This window comes from Aneurinibacillus uraniidurans, from assembly GCF_028471905.1.
Taxonomy (GTDB): domain Bacteria; phylum Bacillota; class Bacilli; order Aneurinibacillales; family Aneurinibacillaceae; genus Aneurinibacillus; species Aneurinibacillus uraniidurans.
In genome coordinates this window covers 3,779,342-3,797,696 of record NZ_CP116902.1, presented here as the reverse complement: position 1 = coordinate 3,797,696, position 18,355 = coordinate 3,779,342, and the positions used below count along the sequence as shown (strand labels likewise).

General features: G+C 46.8%; 17 protein-coding genes, 1 rRNA gene and 1 other annotated feature. Of the genes, 16 read left to right on the top strand and 2 right to left on the bottom strand.

Annotated elements, in window-relative coordinates; translation table 11 throughout:
- The first annotated feature begins 108 nt into the window (after window positions 1–108).
- Window positions 109–3,045 (top strand): 23S ribosomal RNA (locus PO771_RS19120).
- A 90-nt stretch (window positions 3,046–3,135) separates the two neighbouring features.
- Here PO771_RS19120 and PO771_RS19115 read toward each other — a convergent pair.
- Entirely contained in the window at window positions 3,136–3,702 is a 567-nt protein-coding gene (locus PO771_RS19115) for a hypothetical protein (RefSeq protein ID WP_272561211.1), read from the bottom strand.
- A 164-nt stretch (window positions 3,703–3,866) separates the two neighbouring features.
- Here PO771_RS19115 and PO771_RS19110 point away from each other — a divergent pair, with 164 nt between their 5' ends.
- From PO771_RS19110 to rsmI, 9 genes are all read left to right on the top strand, one after another.
- Window positions 3,867–4,052: a sigma factor G inhibitor Gin gene (locus tag PO771_RS19110; RefSeq protein WP_272561210.1), complete on the top strand. Its 186-nt coding sequence runs from the start codon at window positions 3,867–3,869 to the stop codon at window positions 4,050–4,052.
- A gap of 77 nt (window positions 4,053–4,129) precedes the next feature.
- Window positions 4,130–5,593 carry an aminotransferase class I/II-fold pyridoxal phosphate-dependent enzyme gene (locus tag PO771_RS19105; protein ID WP_272561209.1) on the top strand — a complete coding sequence of 488 codons (1,464 nt, stop codon included), beginning with the start codon at window positions 4,130–4,132 and terminating at the stop codon, window positions 5,591–5,593.
- Between the two features lie 76 nt (window positions 5,594–5,669).
- Window positions 5,670–6,329, top strand: coding sequence for a dTMP kinase (gene tmk / locus PO771_RS19100; RefSeq protein WP_272561207.1), 660 nt, complete (start codon window positions 5,670–5,672; stop codon window positions 6,327–6,329).
- 55 nt (window positions 6,330–6,384) lie between these two features.
- Window positions 6,385–6,828 (top strand): YaaR family protein, encoded by a 444-nt coding sequence (locus PO771_RS19095; RefSeq protein ID WP_272561206.1) that lies wholly within the window; start codon window positions 6,385–6,387, stop codon window positions 6,826–6,828.
- Between the two features lie 23 nt (window positions 6,829–6,851).
- Window positions 6,852–7,832 (top strand): DNA polymerase III subunit delta', encoded by a 981-nt coding sequence (gene holB, locus PO771_RS19090; RefSeq protein ID WP_272561205.1) that lies wholly within the window; start codon window positions 6,852–6,854, stop codon window positions 7,830–7,832.
- Between the two features lie 3 nt (window positions 7,833–7,835).
- Window positions 7,836–8,636, top strand: a complete 801-nt coding sequence (locus tag PO771_RS19085; protein ID WP_272561204.1) for a PSP1 domain-containing protein — start codon at window positions 7,836–7,838, stop codon at window positions 8,634–8,636.
- A gap of 32 nt (window positions 8,637–8,668) precedes the next feature.
- Window positions 8,669–9,052: a DNA replication initiation control protein YabA gene (yabA, locus tag PO771_RS19080; protein WP_272561203.1), complete on the top strand. Its 384-nt coding sequence runs from the start codon at window positions 8,669–8,671 to the stop codon at window positions 9,050–9,052.
- A 125-nt stretch (window positions 9,053–9,177) separates the two neighbouring features.
- The gene (locus tag PO771_RS19075) at window positions 9,178–9,885 is read left to right on the top strand and encodes a tRNA1(Val) (adenine(37)-N6)-methyltransferase (protein WP_272563223.1); all 708 of its coding nucleotides are present in this window, start codon (window positions 9,178–9,180) and stop codon (window positions 9,883–9,885) included.
- On the top strand, window positions 9,885–10,757 hold the full coding sequence (gene rsmI, locus PO771_RS19070; RefSeq protein ID WP_272561201.1) for a 16S rRNA (cytidine(1402)-2'-O)-methyltransferase: 873 nt from the start codon (window positions 9,885–9,887) through the stop codon (window positions 10,755–10,757). The genes PO771_RS19075 and rsmI overlap by 1 nt, the downstream gene beginning before the upstream one ends.
- Before the next feature lie 117 nt (window positions 10,758–10,874).
- Here the strand turns inward: rsmI and PO771_RS19065 are convergent, their stop codons facing one another.
- A complete protein-coding gene (locus PO771_RS19065) occupies window positions 10,875–11,126 on the bottom strand; it encodes an AbrB/MazE/SpoVT family DNA-binding domain-containing protein (RefSeq protein ID WP_272561200.1) in 252 nt (83 codons plus the stop codon).
- A gap of 411 nt (window positions 11,127–11,537) precedes the next feature.
- Window positions 11,538–11,766, top strand: a binding site (T-box leader).
- 43 nt (window positions 11,767–11,809) lie between these two features.
- Between PO771_RS19065 and metG the strand changes: the two genes are divergently transcribed.
- The 6 genes from metG to yabG all read left to right on the top strand — a co-directional run bounded on the left by metG (window position 11,810) and on the right by yabG (window position 18,282).
- Window positions 11,810–13,789 (top strand): methionine--tRNA ligase, encoded by a 1,980-nt coding sequence (gene metG, locus PO771_RS19060; protein WP_272561199.1) that lies wholly within the window; start codon window positions 11,810–11,812, stop codon window positions 13,787–13,789.
- 29 nt (window positions 13,790–13,818) lie between these two features.
- Window positions 13,819–14,586, top strand: coding sequence for a TatD family hydrolase (locus PO771_RS19055; RefSeq protein WP_272561198.1), 768 nt, complete (start codon window positions 13,819–13,821; stop codon window positions 14,584–14,586).
- Window positions 14,587–14,769: 183 nt separating this feature from the next.
- The gene (locus PO771_RS19050) at window positions 14,770–15,834 is read left to right on the top strand and encodes a resuscitation-promoting factor (protein WP_272561197.1); all 1,065 of its coding nucleotides are present in this window, start codon (window positions 14,770–14,772) and stop codon (window positions 15,832–15,834) included.
- 63 nt (window positions 15,835–15,897) lie between these two features.
- Window positions 15,898–16,446, top strand: coding sequence for a ribonuclease M5 (gene rnmV, locus PO771_RS19045; protein WP_272561196.1), 549 nt, complete (start codon window positions 15,898–15,900; stop codon window positions 16,444–16,446).
- A 5-nt stretch (window positions 16,447–16,451) separates the two neighbouring features.
- Window positions 16,452–17,318: a 16S rRNA (adenine(1518)-N(6)/adenine(1519)-N(6))-dimethyltransferase RsmA gene (gene rsmA, locus PO771_RS19040; protein WP_272561195.1), complete on the top strand. Its 867-nt coding sequence runs from the start codon at window positions 16,452–16,454 to the stop codon at window positions 17,316–17,318.
- Window positions 17,319–17,394: 76 nt separating this feature from the next.
- Window positions 17,395–18,282 (top strand): sporulation peptidase YabG, encoded by an 888-nt coding sequence (gene yabG / locus PO771_RS19035; protein ID WP_272561194.1) that lies wholly within the window; start codon window positions 17,395–17,397, stop codon window positions 18,280–18,282.
- The last annotated feature ends 73 nt before the right edge of the window (window positions 18,283–18,355 follow it).

The window sequence follows — 18,355 nt, the reverse complement described above, 5'->3', positions numbered from 1 at the left end:
TGTTCTGATAGAATATAAAAGTTGCTTGTTCTTTGAAAACTGAATCGAAACAAACGTAAGCTAAGGATTTATATCCAAAGTATAGACCTTTAAGGTGAAACCAATTTTGGTTAAGCTACAAAGGGCGCACGGTGGATGCCTTGGCGCTAGGAGCCGATGAAGGACGTGGCGAACGACGAAATGCTTCGGGGAGCTGTAAGCGAGCTTTGATCCGAAGATGTCCGAATGGGGAAACCCACTGCCCGTAATGGGGTAGTACTCCTGTCTGAATCCATAGGACAGGGAGAGGCATACCAGGGGAACTGAAACATCTAAGTACCCTGAGGAAGAGAAAACAATAGTGATTCCGTCAGTAGCGGCGAGCGAACGCGGAGTAGCCCAAACCAGAAGGTTCGCCTTCTGGGGTTGTAGGGCGTCTCACATGGAGTTACAAAAGACAGTCATAGATGAAGCGGTCTGGAAAGGCCCGTCAGAGAAGGTAACAACCCTGTAGTCGAAATGACTGTCTCTCCGAGACGTACCCTGAGTAGGGCGGGACACGTGAAACCCCGTCTGAATCCGGGAGGACCATCTCCCAAGGCTAAATACTCCCTAGCGACCGATAGTGAACCAGTACCGTGAGGGAAAGGTGAAAAGCACCCCGGGAGGGGAGTGAAAGAGAACCTGAAACCGTGTGCCTACAACTAGTCGGAGCACAATTAATGTGTGACGGCGTGCCTTTTGTAGAATGAACCGGCGAGTTACGATTACGTGCGAGGTTAAGGCGGATAGGCCGGAGCCGTAGCGAAAGCGAGTCTGAATAGGGCGAATGAGTACGTGGTCGTAGACCCGAAACCGTGTGATCTACCCATGTCCAGGGTGAAGGTGCGGTAACACGCACTGGAGGCCCGAACCCACGCACGTTGAAAAGTGCGGGGATGAGGTGTGGGTAGCGGAGAAATTCCAATCGAACTCGGAGATAGCTGGTTCTCCCCGAAATAGCTTTAGGGCTAGCCTCGGATGCCTGTACTGGAGGTAGAGCACTGATTGGACGCGGGCCCCTCGCGGGGTACCAAATTCAGTCAAACTCCGAATGCCAGATACAGACGGTCCGGGAGTCAGACTGCGAGTGCTAAGATCCGTAGTCAAAAGGGAAACAGCCCAGATCACCAGCTAAGGTCCCTAAATCTACGCTAAGTGGGAAACGATGTGGAGTTGCCCAGACAACCAGGATGTTGGCTTAGAAGCAGCCACCATTTAAAGAGTGCGTAATAGCTCACTGGTCGAGTGACTCTGCGCGGAAAATGTAACGGGGCTAAGCGTAGTACCGAAGCTGTGGATTGCACCGTATGGTGCAGTGGTAGGGGAGCGTTCCTACAGCGGTGAAGTCAGACCGGAAGGACTGGTGGAGCGGTAGGAAGTGAGAATGCCGGTGTAAGTAGCGAAAAGAAAGGTGAGAATCCTTTCCGCCGAAAGCCTAAGGGTTCCTGAGGAAGGCTCGTCCTCTCAGGGTTAGTCGGGACCTAAGCCGAGGCTGAAAAGCGTAGGCGATGGACAACAGGTTGAAATTCCTGTACTACCTCCACTCCGTTTGAGCAACGGGGGGACGCAGGAGGGTAGGGTGAGCAGACTGCTGGTTATGTCTGTCCAAGCAGTGAGGCGTGTGTATAGGCAAATCCGTACACTGTAACGCCAGGCTGTGATGGCGAGCGAATTAAAGTAGCGAAGTCCCTGATCTCACACTGCCAAGAAAAGCCTCTAGCGAGGAGTGAGGTACCCGTACCGCAAACCGACACAGGTAGGCGAGGAGAGAATCCTAAGGCGCGCGAGAAAACTCTTGCTAAGGAACTCGGCAAAATGACCCCGTAACTTCGGGAGAAGGGGTGCCCCGGTAGCGTGTCAAAGCGCGAGGGGGCCGCAGTGAAAAGGCCCAAGCGACTGTTTAGCAAAAACACAGGTCTCTGCGAAGCCGCAAGGCGAAGTATAGGGGCTGACGCCTGCCCGGTGCTGGAAGGTTAAGGGGAAAGGTTAGCCGCAAGGCGAAGCTTTGAACCGAAGCCCCAGTAAACGGCGGCCGTAACTATAACGGTCCTAAGGTAGCGAAATTCCTTGTCGGGTAAGTTCCGACCCGCACGAAAGGCGTAACGACTTGGGCACTGTCTCGGCAAGAGACTCGGTGAAATCATACTACCTGTGAAGATGCAGGTTACCCGCGACAAGACGGAAAGACCCCATGGAGCTTTACTGCAGCCTGATATTGAATGCTGGTATTGTTTGTACAGGATAGGTGGGAGCCGTTGAATCCGGACCGTCAGGTTCGGGGGAGGCGTCCTTGGGATACCACCCTGACAATGCTGGCCTTCTCACTTGCATCCCTTACCGGGATGAAGGACCGTGTCAGGCGGGCAGTTTGACTGGGGCGGTCGCCTCCTAAAAGGTAACGGAGGCGCCCAAAGGTTCCCTCAGAATGGTTGGAAATCATTCGCAGAGTGTAAAGGCACAAGGGAGCTTGACTGCGAGACCTACAAGTCGAGCAGGGACGAAAGTCGGGCTTAGTGATCCGGTGGTTCCGCATGGAAGGGCCATCGCTCAACGGATAAAAGCTACCCTGGGGATAACAGGCTTATCTCCCCCAAGAGTCCACATCGACGGGGAGGTTTGGCACCTCGATGTCGGCTCATCGCATCCTGGAGCTGAAGTAGGTTCCAAGGGTTGGGCTGTTCGCCCATTAAAGCGGTACGCGAGCTGGGTTCAGAACGTCGTGAGACAGTTCGGTCCCTATCTGTCGTGGGCGCAGGAAATTTGAGAGGAGCTGTCCTTAGTACGAGAGGACCGGGATGGACGCACCGCTGGTGCACCAGTTGTTCCGCCAGGAGCACAGCTGGGTAGCTATGTGCGGACGGGATAAGCGCTGAAAGCATCTAAGCGTGAAGCCCCCCTCAAGATGAGATTTCCCACAGCATAAGCTGGTAAGACCCCTTATAGATGATGAGGTAGATAGGTTCGAGGTGGAAGTGCAGCAATGTACGGAGCTGACGAATACTAATCGGTCGAGGGCTTAACCAATAATAAGCTTACAAAAACGTTTCGATTCAGTTTTGAAGGTACAGAAAAAACCTCTATCTAATCACGATAGAGGTTTTTATTTTGGTCAATTCATCCTGTTGTAGAATATAGACCGATACCGAGTGGTTCATGCTTAATAATGTAAGGACGACTTGTTTGTTTCCACTTCTGTAGTTGAAAAACGGTTAAAAGACGAGGAATGCTGCAAACAACATGAAAAACTCCCATGTAATATCCATATAAAAGTCCCCACCATGCGCCAATAAATAGGCTTATGGCTATGCCTAAAGAGAAAAAAAGCCACTCATTCTGTTGATAATCTATAATAGAAAGAGGCTGTTTTGTTCGCCATCCTCCCCAGGGAGAGAGAAATGCATCAATATGCCAGCGTAGTGAATAAGAAGAAGTGAAACAATACAGCCAAAATGAAAATCCCTGCAGCATCCAGAGAAGGGCAAGCTGACCGAGTACACTCACTAGCTGGGTTGCCTCAAATCGAGCAGTATAAAGAAATCCAATTGAAAACAAAGCAAGTAATACCAATTGCATAATAATCATAGGGATTTTCCAGCGATAACGATAATGAAGCGTATAGCTGTATATGGTAGCATTTTCTTCTACTTTTCCTTTATGTATTATATTTTCCAAGCTATTCACCCAAACCCTTCTTTCCTTAATAAAAGATATCTCTAAGTATTTATCGGCGTCCCAAATCGAATTATTTGGGCTAATTTTACTACTTTATCACAACATGAACATTGTGTATGAAAATAAATATAATGGGGAAGAATAGATTTAAAAAAGGAAGGCGGTACAATTTCATGACGGGGCACACTTATCGTAACTGTATCGTTTGCAGTCAGGATGAACCAGAAGGTATTTTTATTTTTGACTCATTTGTATGCAGGCACTGTGAGACAGAAATGATTAAGACGGATGCAACGGAAGATAAATATATGTTTTTCATTAAACAAATGCGCCAGATTTGGCTCAAACAAAATGCGTAGTAACCTTTCTCATTGTGTGGGAAAGGTTTTCTTTTTTGAATGGTAATGTGGGAGAATACAGAGAGGGGGATTATAATATGAATCAGAAACAGGCACCTCTATATGAGGCACTTTGTACATATGTAGCAACTAAAAACGAACCATTGCATGTGCCTGGCCATAAAGATGGACAGGTATTTGATCAAGAAGCGCGCAGGCATTTTGCATCTATCCTACCTATTGATGCTACAGAAGTAAAAGGACTTGATGATTTGCACCATCCAGAAGAAGCTATTGCTGTAGCACAGCAGCTTGCAGCAGAAGCATTTGGAGCAGAGCAAACATTTTTTCTGGTAGGAGGGACTACCGCAGGAAATCTGGCTGCGGCATTGGCGGTATGCAGACCAGGGGAGCAGATTCTTGTTCAGCGCAATGCTCATAAGTCCGTGTTTAACGGATTGTTGTTAGCGGGAGCTAATCCTGTATTTATCGCACCAGAAATCGAGCACGAGACGGAAGTAGCATCTTGTCTCCACCCGTCTTTCATTAAAAAAGCGTTACAAGAGTATCCAGACATACGGGCGGTCTGGCTTACGAATCCAAGCTACTATGGAATGGGAATGAACCTGAAAGAGGCAGCGGAAATATGCCATACTGCAGGGGTTCCGCTGCTTGTAGATGAAGCACATGGTGCGCATTATGGACAGGCAGAAGTATTGCCAGAGAGTGCTTTGATGTGCGGGGCAGATCTTGTTGTACAATCTACCCATAAAATGCTTCCGGCTATGACGATGGCTTCTATGCTGCATGTGAGGGGGGAGCGGATTGATCGAAATCGTCTAGCTACTGTACTAGCTATGGTGCAGTCGAGCAGTCCTTCGTATCCTTTATTAGCATCATTGGACGTTGCGCGGCGCTATCTCGTACAGGAAGGGCGTGAGAAGCTAACAGAAAGCATTGAGCGACTTGAACAGGCTCAGATAGAACTAAGCAGGCATCTTCAATCCGTAACGATCTGGAGCGGAGCAGAGGGAATCTATAGTCGTGATCCATTGAAATGGGTGATTAGGAGTACGCAAAGCCAAGTGACAGGATATCAGCTGTTAGAATGGTTGGAAGAAGAAGGATGTACGGCAGAGATGGCTGACCCGCGTAATGTGGTGCTTGTATTTGCAATCGATACAGACAGGCAGGTAATCGAGCGTGCAGCCCAGGCACTTAGCCGAATAGACAGGCGTCTTATGCAAGTAGAACAAACAGTGGCACCAGTAAGAACGGGAAACTCTGCATCACTTTGGCTGAATGCAGGGGAGACTTCCGTGCCTGCAAGACCGCTTCAAGAAGCGTTTCATTCCAGCTATCTCGTTGTGTCGCTTGATAAGGCAATCGGATGTTGCTGCGCAGAGATGGTTATTCCATATCCACCGGGGATTCCACTTCTCATTCCGGGGGAAATCATTACAGGTCGACACGTTCAGATGATTGTTCAGATTCGGGAGTCGGGCGGCTATTTTCAGGGGGCCTTGGACCCTGCTATGAAGACGATAAAGATTCTCTGCTAATCTCCTATTTCTTACGCTGTTCACATGGTTCTTTTTCCGATATGATAGCGATATACCCATAGAGGAGGAGCAGCAGGTGAAAGGTTGCTTTATTACATTTGAAGGAATCGACGGATCGGGGAAAACAACTCAGATCGCGCGTATGCATACATTTTTACAAGAACAGGGATATGAAGTTATTCTCACACGGGAGCCCGGTGGCACACGGATTAGCGACCGTATTCGAGCGCTTCTACTGGACCCGGAACATCAGGAGATGGAGGAAGCGACAGAAGTGCTGCTATATGCCGCATCTCGCGCCCAGCATGTTCGGGAGAAAATTGTCCCGGAACTTGAAAAAGGAAAAATTGTTTTGTGTGATCGCTTTCTTGATGCCAGCTTGGCATATCAAGGATATGGACTAGGACTCCCACTGTCAGACATTTTGGCCGTAAACCGTTTTGCGACAGGTGGGGTTGCACCGGATCGAACGTATTTTCTTGAGCTGCCGCTTGAGGTAAGCCAGGCACGTCTTGCTGCTCGATTTGCAAGTCAGGAAGGACCTGATCGTATCGAACAGAAGCCATCGAGCTATCATAAGCGTGTATATGAAGGCTTCATGACTATTCGTGAGCAGTATGCGGAACGAATTGTGCCCGTGGATGCGAATCGTTCTGTAGAAGAGATCGAGCAGGAATTACAGGCGGATATCCTTCCTTATTTGCAGGCTCAAAAACACTCGGTACATCCTTCGTAACAGAAGCGGTCATTTTTTCCGATAACGTAAGAAACAGACGAGAGGATGAGTGAGCATGCGCATTGGCGAGAATATGCCAATCGAGAAAGCACTTGGGATTGAGCAGAAGCAAAAAGTGATCCCACAGTATTATGAAGAATTCGACGAAGTTATGCAGAAGCAAAGCCGGGATCTTGATGTAGAAAAACTAAATAAGCTGATTCAGCAGATCGACACACAGGGAGAACGCCTGGCCCGTTCTCGGACGGTCAAAGACTTGAAAGAATATAAGTCGCTTGTTAAAAATTTCATGGAAGAAGCGGTGAAAAACGGTGTCGCACTTGAAGAACGGCACGGGTTCAGCCGCCGTGGTCGCAGCAAAGTCTACAAAATCATTACCGAAGTCGACAAGAAACTGAATGAAGTAACCGATGCTGTTCTGAAAAAAGAGCAGAAGGGGATTAATATCCTCGATACAGTAGGAGAAATTCGCGGCTTGCTCGTGAATATGTACGTGTAGCAAACAAATGAAAGAAGTGAAGTATGATGTGGAGCGAATTTGCGGAGCAGAAGCGGCCTGCTTCTTTTCTTCATCAAAGTTTACAATATAACCGCCTGTCTCATGCATATTTGTTCGCAGGACCCAAAGGTGCTGGAAAGAAGAAAATGGCTCTTCATTTTGCGAAGGCCATTTTTTGTGTACGTCAGGATGGAGATAGCTGCGGGACTTGCAAAAACTGTCGCCTGATTGAAGAAGGCAATCATCTCGACATTCATCGGATTGCCGTTGAGAAAAATGTCATTAGTATTGAGGATGTACAGACGCTTCAGAAAAAGCTTTCCTATCGAGCAGCGGAATCGAGTCATAAAGTTTACATTATGGAAGAGTCAGAAAAGATGAGTCGGGAAGCAGCGAACAGTTTGCTTAAATTTCTAGAAGAACCGCCGCAAGGAGTTGTGGCGATTCTGCTTACGAACCAGATTCACAATCTCCTGCCGACAATTCTGTCACGCTGTCAGATTGTTCAATTCGCTGCCCCGTCCCCTGAACAGATCGCAAGCCAGCTAGAAGCTGTGGGCATAAAAGCAGGTCTTGCCCGTACGGCTGCTGCTATTACAAATGATTTTGAGCAGGCACATGCGCTGTGTGAAACAGAATCGTTTGCGCAGTTGAGAAGCCTAATGATACAATTAAGTGAGGATATATGGGAGCGGGGGACGTATGCCCTTGTGACCCTTCATGATAAACTGCTGAAACAAGAGAAAACAGTCGAGCGAATCGACTTGTTTCTTGACCTCCTTTTGCTTTGGTTTCGAGATATACTTCTTTGCTTGTTGGGGCAGGAGTCCCAGATTATGAATATTGATCAGGTGGAGCCCCTTCAGAAACAGGCATTACGCATAAGCCAGCGCCGGTTGGCCACTGGAATGAAGATTATTCTTGAGACCAAAAACCGGCTTGCCCATTACGCGAATCTGCAGCTGTCACTGGAGGATATGGTGCTTCGTCTGCAGGAGGGATAACGTTTGTTTGACGTAGTAGGAATCCGCTTCAAAAAAGCGGGTAAAATATATTACTTCGATCCGGGTGAATTTCCGGTCGAGAAAAATGACTGTGTCATTGTGGAAACAGCACGTGGAGTCGAATATGGTCAGGTTGTCATCGGACGTAAGCAAGTTTCAGACGACGATGTCGTGCTGCCTCTTAAAAAAGTGCTGCGGATCGCAGATGAGATGGACAGGCTGCAGGTGGAAGAAAACAAGCGACTTGCCGGAGAAGCCTTTATCATCTGTCAGGAGAAAATCGTCGGGCACGAGCTTAAGATGAAACTTGTCGATGTGGAATACACATTTGATAAAAACAAGATTATCTTTTATTTCACAGCGGACGGTCGTGTAGATTTCCGAGAGTTGGTTAAAGATCTGGCTGCTATTTTCCGAACCCGAATCGAGCTGCGCCAGATTGGTGTGCGTGATGAGGCGAAGATGCTTGGGGGAATCGGGCCTTGTGGGCGTATACTTTGTTGTTCATCCTTCCTTGGGGATTTTGAACCTGTATCGATCAAAATGGCAAAAGACCAGAACTTATCACTTAATCCAGCCAAGATTTCCGGCCTTTGCGGTAGACTGATGTGCTGCCTGAAATATGAGAATGACAACTATGAAAGCGCAAAAGATGATCTTCCGGATATCGGTAAAGAAGTGGCAACTGCGATGGGATATGGGAAAGTTGTAGGGGTCAATCTGTTAGAACGTAAAGTACAGGTTAATCTGTATGAAGCAGAGGGAATGCTGGAATTTCCGCTCGATGAGATTAGTGTCGTCTGAGAAAGAGACCAGAGAATAACTGAGGTGGGATTGTGAATAAACAAAGCATGTTTCACCAGCTTGCTCTGATTGAAGAGAAGGTAGGCGGCTTATACCAGGAGATCGGTCAGCTAAAAGAAGGTATGATTACGCTGCTGGAGGAAAATAAGAATTTATTAATTGAAAACCAGCATTTACGCGAGCGATTGCAGCAGCGCGAGCAGGAACTAGAGAAGCGAGCGAAGCTAAAAGCGGCTGGTGGATCTGGTTCTCGTGCAAAAAAAGGAAAGCAGCAGTCGGCTACTGTCGGAGAGGGATACGATAATCTGGCTCGTTTGTATCAGGAAGGATTCCATATATGCAATGTTCATTATGGAAGTTTGCGAACAGATGGTGATTGTTTATTCTGCCTCTCATTTTTAAACAAACAGGGATAATCAAAACGACCCGCGATATAGGACGGGTCGTTTTTTATAGGAAGATTTACGAAGGAGTGCAGCGTACGTTGAAAGACATTACCTTGTATCCAGGGGAGCGGATTGATGATCTGCTCACCGAAGACATGAAAATTATTCAAAGTAAAGAAGTGTTCTGTTTCTCGATTGATTCTGTTCTGCTAGCGAGGTTTGCGAGTGTACCACGGACACGGGGGCGAATTCTCGACTTGTGTACAGGGAGTGGAGTTGTGCCATTGCTGATGAGTGCGCGGAGCCAATGTCCAATTGACGCCGTTGAGATTCAGGATCGGTTATATGATATGGCTGTGCGTAATATGGCATTAAACGGACTTAACGAGCGTATTACAGTTCATCATGGTGATGTAAAAGAAGCGGTTCAGTTCCTTGGATACGGACGCTATGATATGGTTACCTGTAATCCCCCATACATGCCCGTGACAAGCGATGCCTCATTCTTAAATAAACGTGACCATGTGGCGATTGCTCGGCATGAAATTATGCTTACGCTTGAAGAGATGATTGAAGCAAGCAGTCGACTTGTGCGTCCAGGGGGCAAGGTAGCGTATGTACACCGCTCCGGGAGATTGGCAGAGATCATGGATCAGATGCGGAAGTATGATCTAGAACCGAAGCGGCTGCGGATTGTGTATCCAAAACCAGGTGCAGAAGCAAACATGGTATTAATAGAAGGTATACGTGGAGCAAAGCCTGATCTGAAAGTGATGCCACCGCTTATTGTGTACCGGGAGGACGGACACTATTGCGAGGAAATCCATGACATATATTATGGAAGTAAAACGGAGGAATTGTAATGTTCGTGCAAAAGAGTTTTGCAGATAGTCCGTATGGAAAGCTGTATCTGGTCGCAACACCGATCGGCAACCTGGATGATATGACAGTACGAGCTGTGAGCACATTGCGTGAGGTTGATATTATTGCGGCAGAAGATACACGTCAGACGCGTAAGCTGCTTACACATTTTGCGATTGATACACGTCTGATTAGCTATCATGAGCATAATCGGCTTTCAAGCGGCCCAGAGATTATTCGGCTTCTGAAAGAAGAGGGAGTATCAATAGCGCTTGTAAGTGATGCTGGATTACCGGCTATTTCTGACCCTGGACAGGAGCTGGTACGGGATGCGGTAGCAGAAGGCATCTCTGTCATTCCGATTCCAGGGGCAAACGCTGGCCTATCTGCTTTAATCGTATCGGGGCTGCCGACAGACGGTTTTGTGTTTCGGGGGTTTTTACCACGTGAAAAGAAAGATCAGCGCAAGGAATTGGAGCGTTTGCGTATGTATAAGGAAACACTGATTTTTTATGAGTCACCTTATCGAATTACTAAGACGCTTCACATCATGCGCGAAGTTCTTGGGAATCGTCAGGCTGCGCTTGGACGCGAGCTGACAAAGCGCTATGAAGAATTTATACGCGGCTCTTTTGACGATGTTCTTGCTTTTCTGGAAGGAGAAGGAGAAGTGCGCGGTGAGTTCACGGTTATTGTTGAAGGGGCAGGTCATGATGCAGCGGATACAGAAGTAGAGTGGTGGCAGGCTATGAGCGTAGTTGAGCATGTGGATCATTATATAGAACAGGGAATGCCCGCTAAAGCAGCGGTGAAGCAGGCAGCAGATGATCGTGGTGTTCCGAAGCGAGATGTATATAATGAATATCATCAATAGAAAGTAAAGAAAATGGCGCTTCCTATAAAGGAAGCGCCTTCGTCGTTTCATTTTATCTATTTTATAGTGAAGTTCATAACAGGGCGTGCAAATGCAATGAATACTTGGCTAGTACAATTATGCTTTTTGTGGAGTCGGCATTTCGCTCAGGCAATCTCCGCAAATGATCTTGCTTTTGTACGTAACTGTTTCGTTCGTGCTGCCGCAGAAAATACATGCTGGCTCATATTTTTTCAACATGATGCGCTCGCCATCTACATAGATTTCTAAAGCGTCTTTTTCCCCGATACCCAGTGTACGGCGAAGTTCGATTGGAATTACTACACGACCCAGTTCGTCTACTTTTCTTACAATACCTGTTGATTTCATCTTTTATTGCGTCTCCTCTCAAACCATTAAGTATGCTTTGATTTCGTCGTCAAATTTCGACAATAGTTTGTAGTCTTATATTATCAAGGATTGTGCTTTTGGTCAACCAATTGCTGGGATTGAAATGTAAAAATGCAAAATTTACATCCCGTTATCTTATATAAAAGGAATAAAATTCATTTTTTAAGCAAGTTAATAAACGTTTTAATGACATTTTGATTCTAATATATTTAAAAATAGGGATTTTTTACTTATTATATAAAGTGTTGAATTTCGACAAAATGAAGAAAAAAATGTGATTTCATTCGACAAAACTGTAAATTTACACCATAAAAAAGGAAAAGACGAACAAAAAACGGCTTTTACTTGACTATATGCAGGTAATTCTGTATAGAATAGTAGTGAATAATGGAAATAACGATGATGGGAAGAGTAATTCTGTGGACTTTTTCAGAGAGCCGGGGTAGGTGAGAGCCGGTAAGGAAAGCAGGATGAACATGGCCCCGGAGTTTTCGTGCCTGAGCTTTTGAGTAAGGGTATGACGTAGCCCTCGTTACGGGACTGAAGCCTGTTTGTGTCTGAGAAATAGTTGTACAAGCAGGGAATTTGGGTGGTACCACGAGAGCTCCTCGTCCCAGTGCGGACGTGGGGTTTTTTTAATGAGAAGAAAGGGTGGGAATTTTATGAAACCGACGTATTACATTACGACACCAATTTATTATCCAAGTAACACACTGCATATCGGAAATGCGTATACAACCATCGCCTGTGACGCAATGGCTCGTTACAAACGCTTGCGTGGATACGATGTTTTCTATCTAACAGGAACAGACGAGCACGGGCAGAAGCTTCAACAGCGAGCAGCGGAAGAAGGGAAGCAGCCGCTTGAATTCATTGATCCAATTGTAGACTGGATTAAAGATTTGTGGCAGCGCCTGGATATTTCATATGATGATTTTATTCGCACTACACAGTCGCGTCATAAACAAGCGGTGCAAAAGATTTTCCAGAAGCTTATCGATAAAGGAGATATTTATCTCGGAGAATATGAAGGCTACTATTGTGTGCCATGTGAAGCGTTCTGGACCGAGCATCAGGCGAAAAAAGAGGGTGAACATGTCTGCCCGGACTGTGGACGCGCGGTCAATCTTGTAAAAGAAGAAAGTTATTTCTTCCGGATGTCCAATTATCAGGAACGCCTGCTTCAATATATTGAAGAGAATCCAGAATTCATCCAGCCGGAGTCTCGTCGTAACGAGATGGTGAACAACTTCCTGAAGCCAGGTCTTGAAGACTTGAGTGTATCCCGTATGACATTCGATTGGGGCATCAAGCTGCCAAATGATCCGAAGCATGTAATTTATGTATGGATTGATGCGCTGGCGAATTACATTACCGCACTTGGTTATATGAGCGAAGATGATACGAAATTCAATAAATACTGGCCAGCAGATGTGCATATGATCGGCAAAGACATTTTGCGCTTCCATACAATTTATTGGCCAATTATTCTGATGGCACTTGAATTGCCACTTCCGAAAAAAGTGTTTGGGCACGGCTGGTTACTTATGCCGGACGGAAAAATGTCGAAATCAAAAGGAAACGCCATCGATCCGAAGTTCCTCATCGAACGATATGGTTCTGACTCGATTCGCTATTTCCTTCTTCGCGAAATTGCGTTCGGTCAGGATGGTGTATTCACACCAGAAGCATTCATTCAGCGCCTGAACTTTGATTTAGCAAATGATCTGGGTAATCTCGTAAGCCGCACAACGGCAATGATCGATAAATATTTTGCTGGAACAATTCCGGCTCCTACAGCTGAAGAAGCGTTGGATGAGTCACTGAAAGAAGTAGCGCGCACTGCTTTTGCCGGATTGGAAGAGCATATGGAACAGATGCGATTTGGCAATGCGTTAGCAAGTTTATGGGAGCTTGTCAGCCGTACGAATAAATACATTGATGAAACAGCTCCGTGGGCACTGGCAAAAGATGAGGCAAATAAAGAGCGTCTTGGTACAGTGATGTATAACCTGGCTGAGAGTATCCGTATTATCTCAGTTGGGTTGCAGCCATTCATGACAAAAACTCCGGCTGCCATCTGGAATCAACTGGGCCTGACAGCAGGTGAAGGGGTAACCGATTGGGAGTCAGCTAAAACATGGGGCAAGCTACCAGCTGGTATAAAAGTAAATCGAGGCGATGCACTATTCCCACGTCTTGAGCTGGAAAAAGAAATCGCAGCAATTGATGAGACAACAGCAGCAGCTCGTAAACAAGCAGAAGAAAATAAAAAGAAGAAAGAAGCACAGGAGCAGGCAGAAGAAAAAACGATTGCCCCGGAAATTGCGATCGACGATTTCTTTAAAGTAGAACTCCGTGTAGCACAAGTAATCGAAGCAGAAAAAATTCCGAAGGCGGACAAGCTTCTGAAATTACAGCTGGATCTTGGCTTTGAAAAGCGCCAGGTGGTATCAGGAATTGCTAAGCATTATTCACCGGAGGAGCTAGTAGGTAAGAAAGTGATCTGTGTAACCAATCTTAAACCGGTAAAACTGCGTGGTGAGATGTCAAATGGTATGATTTTGGCTGCTTCCGAAGGAGATAAACTGACGCTTGCCACAGTACCGGCTGACATGCCGAATGGTGCCATCGTAAAATAGCACCGCTTTACCGAGGGGAGGAATTCCACATGCTGTTTGATACACATGCGCACTTGAATGATGAAAAGTTTAACGAAGACCGAGAAGAAGTCATTGCCCGAGCGCAAGCAAACGGTGTTTCGTATATTTGCAACATCGGGTACAACCGAGAGACGATTGAATCGTCTCTCGAATTAGCCCGTCAATATGATTTTATTTATACAGCAATTGGATGGCATCCGCAGGACGCGATCACAATGACCGACGACGATCTTATCTGGATTGAGAAGCTGGCTACTGAGGAGAAGAAAGTGGTCGGAATTGGTGAGATCGGGCTTGATTATTACTGGGATACGTCACCAAAAGATGTACAGCATGACGTATTCCGTAAACAAATTAGACTGGCAAAAAAGTTGAAACTGCCGATTATCATTCATGACCGGGAAGCTCATCAGGATATTCTGGATATCTTGCAAGAAGAAAAAGCCGAGGAAGTCGGCGGCATCATGCATTGTTTCTCCGGTAGTCCAGAAATGGCTGAGCAGTGCATCAAAATGAACTTCTATATCTCACTTGGTGGACCGGTTACATTCAAGAATGCCAAAAAACCAAAAGAGGTAGCGGAAGCGGTTCCACTGGATCGTCTTTTGATTGAAACAGACTGCCCATATCTTACTCCTGAACCATATCGAGGAAAACGAAATGAGAGTGGATATGTACGATATGTAGCTGAGAAGATTGCTGAATTAAAGAATATTTCGGTAGTGGAAATGGCACAAATTACGACAGCTAACGCTAAAAAATTATTCCAGATTTAATGCGCATGTGAAATTATACCTACCTCCTTACCCCAGTCGTATCAACGGTCGAGAGATTAATTGGGTCAAAATAATCATTGAGTTTTTGCGAGAATTGTAAAACGTTATGTAAAAAACTGGTTTGACAACGTTTTGCATAATCGCATACAATGGCTCTCGACCACGTAAGGAGGCAGATAGACTTTGAAGCAAAGCAGTAGTAAGTCAGGTTTTCAGAAGAATGTTCGAGCCATTCTTCTCACCACTATTGTCGTGTTTGTTGTCATAAGTCTTGTGCTTATCATGAATGTGTGGCCGACAAAATCGATCCGATTTGTCCATGATGGACAAGTCGAAGCCGCCACCACAAAGGCGGATACACTTGGAGAATTTTTGACGGAGCGTGGTATTACGCCCGGACCATCCGATCATATAACACCTTCTGTGACGACACCACTTGCAGATGGGATGCATGTCTATTATTCCAAGGCGATTCCGGTTACGCTCGATATCGCAGGGCAGAAAAAGAAAGTGACTACTTCGTTGTGTAGCGTTAAGGATATTCTGGGTGAGCAGCATATTACACTTGGTCAGCTGGACAAGGTTACCCCGGCACTTACCGCTAATGTACAAGCAAATGATACGATTACGATAACCCGTATCGAGAAAAAAGTTGTGGCAGAAGAGAAAACGGTAGCCTTCAATACAAAAAAGCGTGAAGATAGCACGCTGCCTGAAGGACAGGAGAAAGTCATTCAGGAAGGCCAGAATGGTACAATTGTCGATCGATATGAGGTCGTCTACACGAATGGTCAACCGACTTCGCGCAAGCTCATTGACCATGAAGTGACGAAAGACTGGAAAGATCATATCGTAGCTGTCGGTACGGCGCGTCCTGCATTGGCTTCTCGCAGTGCGGAAGCAACACGCCGCGCAGAGCGAATAGCAGAGGAAGACGGAAGCTTTACACCACGTAAAACACTGAATGTGCGGATGACCGCCTACTCGCCGGGTTCAGATCCGGAATATGCGGATACACGTACAGGCACAGTGGCGACGGAAGGTCGAACAGTGGCCGTAGACCCGAGCGTTGTACCGCTTGGATGGTGGGTTTATATTGAAGGGTACGGTTTTCGGAAGGCAGAGGATACAGGCGGAAAGATTAAAGGCAACCGCATGGACCTGTTCTTCGCATCTTCCAAAGAGGCAGAGGATTTTGGTGTGCAGCATCGAAAAGTGTATATTATTGGCCCGAATAAACCAAATTAACGGTATGATAAGGCAGGGGGACAAGTGTCCTCCTGTCCTTTTATACATAGTGAGGATTTTACGATGAGAATAAAAGAGATTATTGTGGTAGAAGGTAAGTCAGATACAACCGCAATTAGACGTGCGGTAGATGCGGATACAATTGAAACGGGTGGCTCTGCCATTCCTCCCTGGGTGATTGAGCGGATTGCCCGCGCTCAGAAGGCACGGGGAGTGATTGTGTTTACGGACCCGGATTTTCAAGGGGAGCGCATTCGTAAAATTATCAGTCAGAAGGTACCGGGTTGTAAGCATGCTTTTATTACAAAAGCGGATGGGAAAGGGAAACGCAATCTCGGAGTCGAATATGCGACGCCTGAGGTGATTCGTGAAGCCCTTGCATCGGTTCGTACGGAAGCAGAGGCGCCTGCGGAGCTCATTACGATGAATGATATGATTGATGCCGGACTCGTTGGGGGCGCACGCGCGAAAGAAAGGCGTACGAAGCTTGGGGAGAAGCTTGGGGTCGGCTATGCAAACGCCAATCAGCTTCACAAGCGTATTTTAATGCTGCAGATTACGCGGGAGGAGTTCGCCCATGCACTGGCCTGGGTGGAGGCACAGGAGGAGTAGACGAAATGGACACGCGAGATATTGCAACACCCAAGCGGACGAAAGAAATTTTGCAGAAGTACGGCTTTTCTTTTAAGAAAAGCCTAGGGCAGAATTTTTTGATCGACCTGAATATTTTAAGTAAAATTGTCGGAGCGGCTGAGCTGACAAAGGAAAAAGGTGTTATTGAGATCGGACCGGGAATTGGTGCGCTTACGGAGCAGCTAGCCCGGCAGGCAGGCAAAGTCGCCGCGATTGAGATTGACCAGCGGCTGCTGCCGATCCTTGCAGACACGCTTTCTCCGTATCCGCATGCGGAAGTTGTGCATGGGGATGTACTGGAGATGGATGTAGCAACGCTTATTCGTGATACGTTCACGGAACAATCTTCTGTCAGTGTAGTGGCGAACTTACCATACTATGTAACGAGCGCGATTTTGATGAAGCTATTAGAAGAGCGTCTGCCGCTTGAGAATATTGTCGTCATGATTCAAAAAGAAGTAGCAGAACGTATCTCTGCCAAGCCAGGCACAAAAGCGTATGGGGCATTGAGTGTACTGGCACAGTTTTATGCCGAGGCAGATATCGTCACGATTGTGCCGCATACGGTCTTTATTCCACAGCCAAATGTGGATTCAGCCGTGCTTCGTCTGCGCATTCGACAGAAGCCAGCTGTGGAAGTGAAAAGTGAGAAGATGTTTTACCGTGTTGTAAAAGCGAGCTTTGCTCAGCGCCGTAAAACACTATCTAATAATTTGATGAACAATTTATTTGGGAAAGACCGCAAAGAAGAGATGCTGGCGATGTTGGAGGAAGCCGGCATTGACCCGGCGCGGCGTGGGGAAACGCTGTCCCTTGAAGAGTTTGCTCGTATTAGCAACTTGATCTCATAGTGTGTACCCGGCAACTGCCGGGCAAGAACCCTTTTTTCCGCTCTGCATACGATGGAGCAGAAAGGAGGGTTTTTTTATGGCCAATAGTTTGCAGATTGGTGATCGGGTCGTGCGTAAATCGTACGGGGGAGACGTGTTATTTCAAATCATTGATATCCAGCAGGACGGCAAGATGTGTTCTCTTATCGGGGTAGACTTCCGACTGCTTGCTGATGCACCGCTTGCTGATCTCATAAAAGTCGATCCGGAACAGGAAGAGCGGCTGCGTGAGGTATGCCGCCGGAAGCATGAAGAGGCGATGCGGATGATTCAGCAGACGCGACCGGGGGCACGGGAGCAGAATGTATGGCGGCAGATTAATCATACGGGGGAGATGGGAGGGTCATTTGACTGGCCGGGTCGGGTGCTACATCTCGACGGGGATCGGAATTATCTTCGTAAGTGTCTTGCCGTATACGCGGAAATGAAAGTGCCTGCGGATGGGTATTATTTGCCGGAAAGAGAATTTCCTGTGCACGTTATCCCGCTCTTAGAGAAGCACCGTCCGGACATTCTGGTACTGACCGGACATGATGCCTATCAATCGCGACGGGGATCGGCTGATGATCTGAATAACTACCGTCATTCCCGCTTTTTTGTAGAGGCAGTGGGAAAGGCTCGTATATTCCAGCAGTGCAAAGATAGCCTTGTGATTTTTGCGGGTGCGTGCCAGTCTCATTTCGAAGCGATTCTGAGTGCCGGGGCTAACTTTGCTAGTTCACCGAAGCGTATTAATATTCATACACTGGATCCTGTATACATAGCGGAGCAGGTAGCCTATACATCCATTCAGCGGCCAGTGAGTGTATACGACATGGTGAAACATACGATTACAGGAATTGAAGGAGTGGGCGGGATTGAAACCCGCGGGTGCTTTCGTCTCGGTATTCCGAAAAACCTCAGATCCCAGGTAGGAGAAGCGTAGGGCTCGTATAGCGAGCTCTTTTTTTGATTTTTCAGTTTTGTTTGAGATTGCCGGGAAAAATATTATTGACATA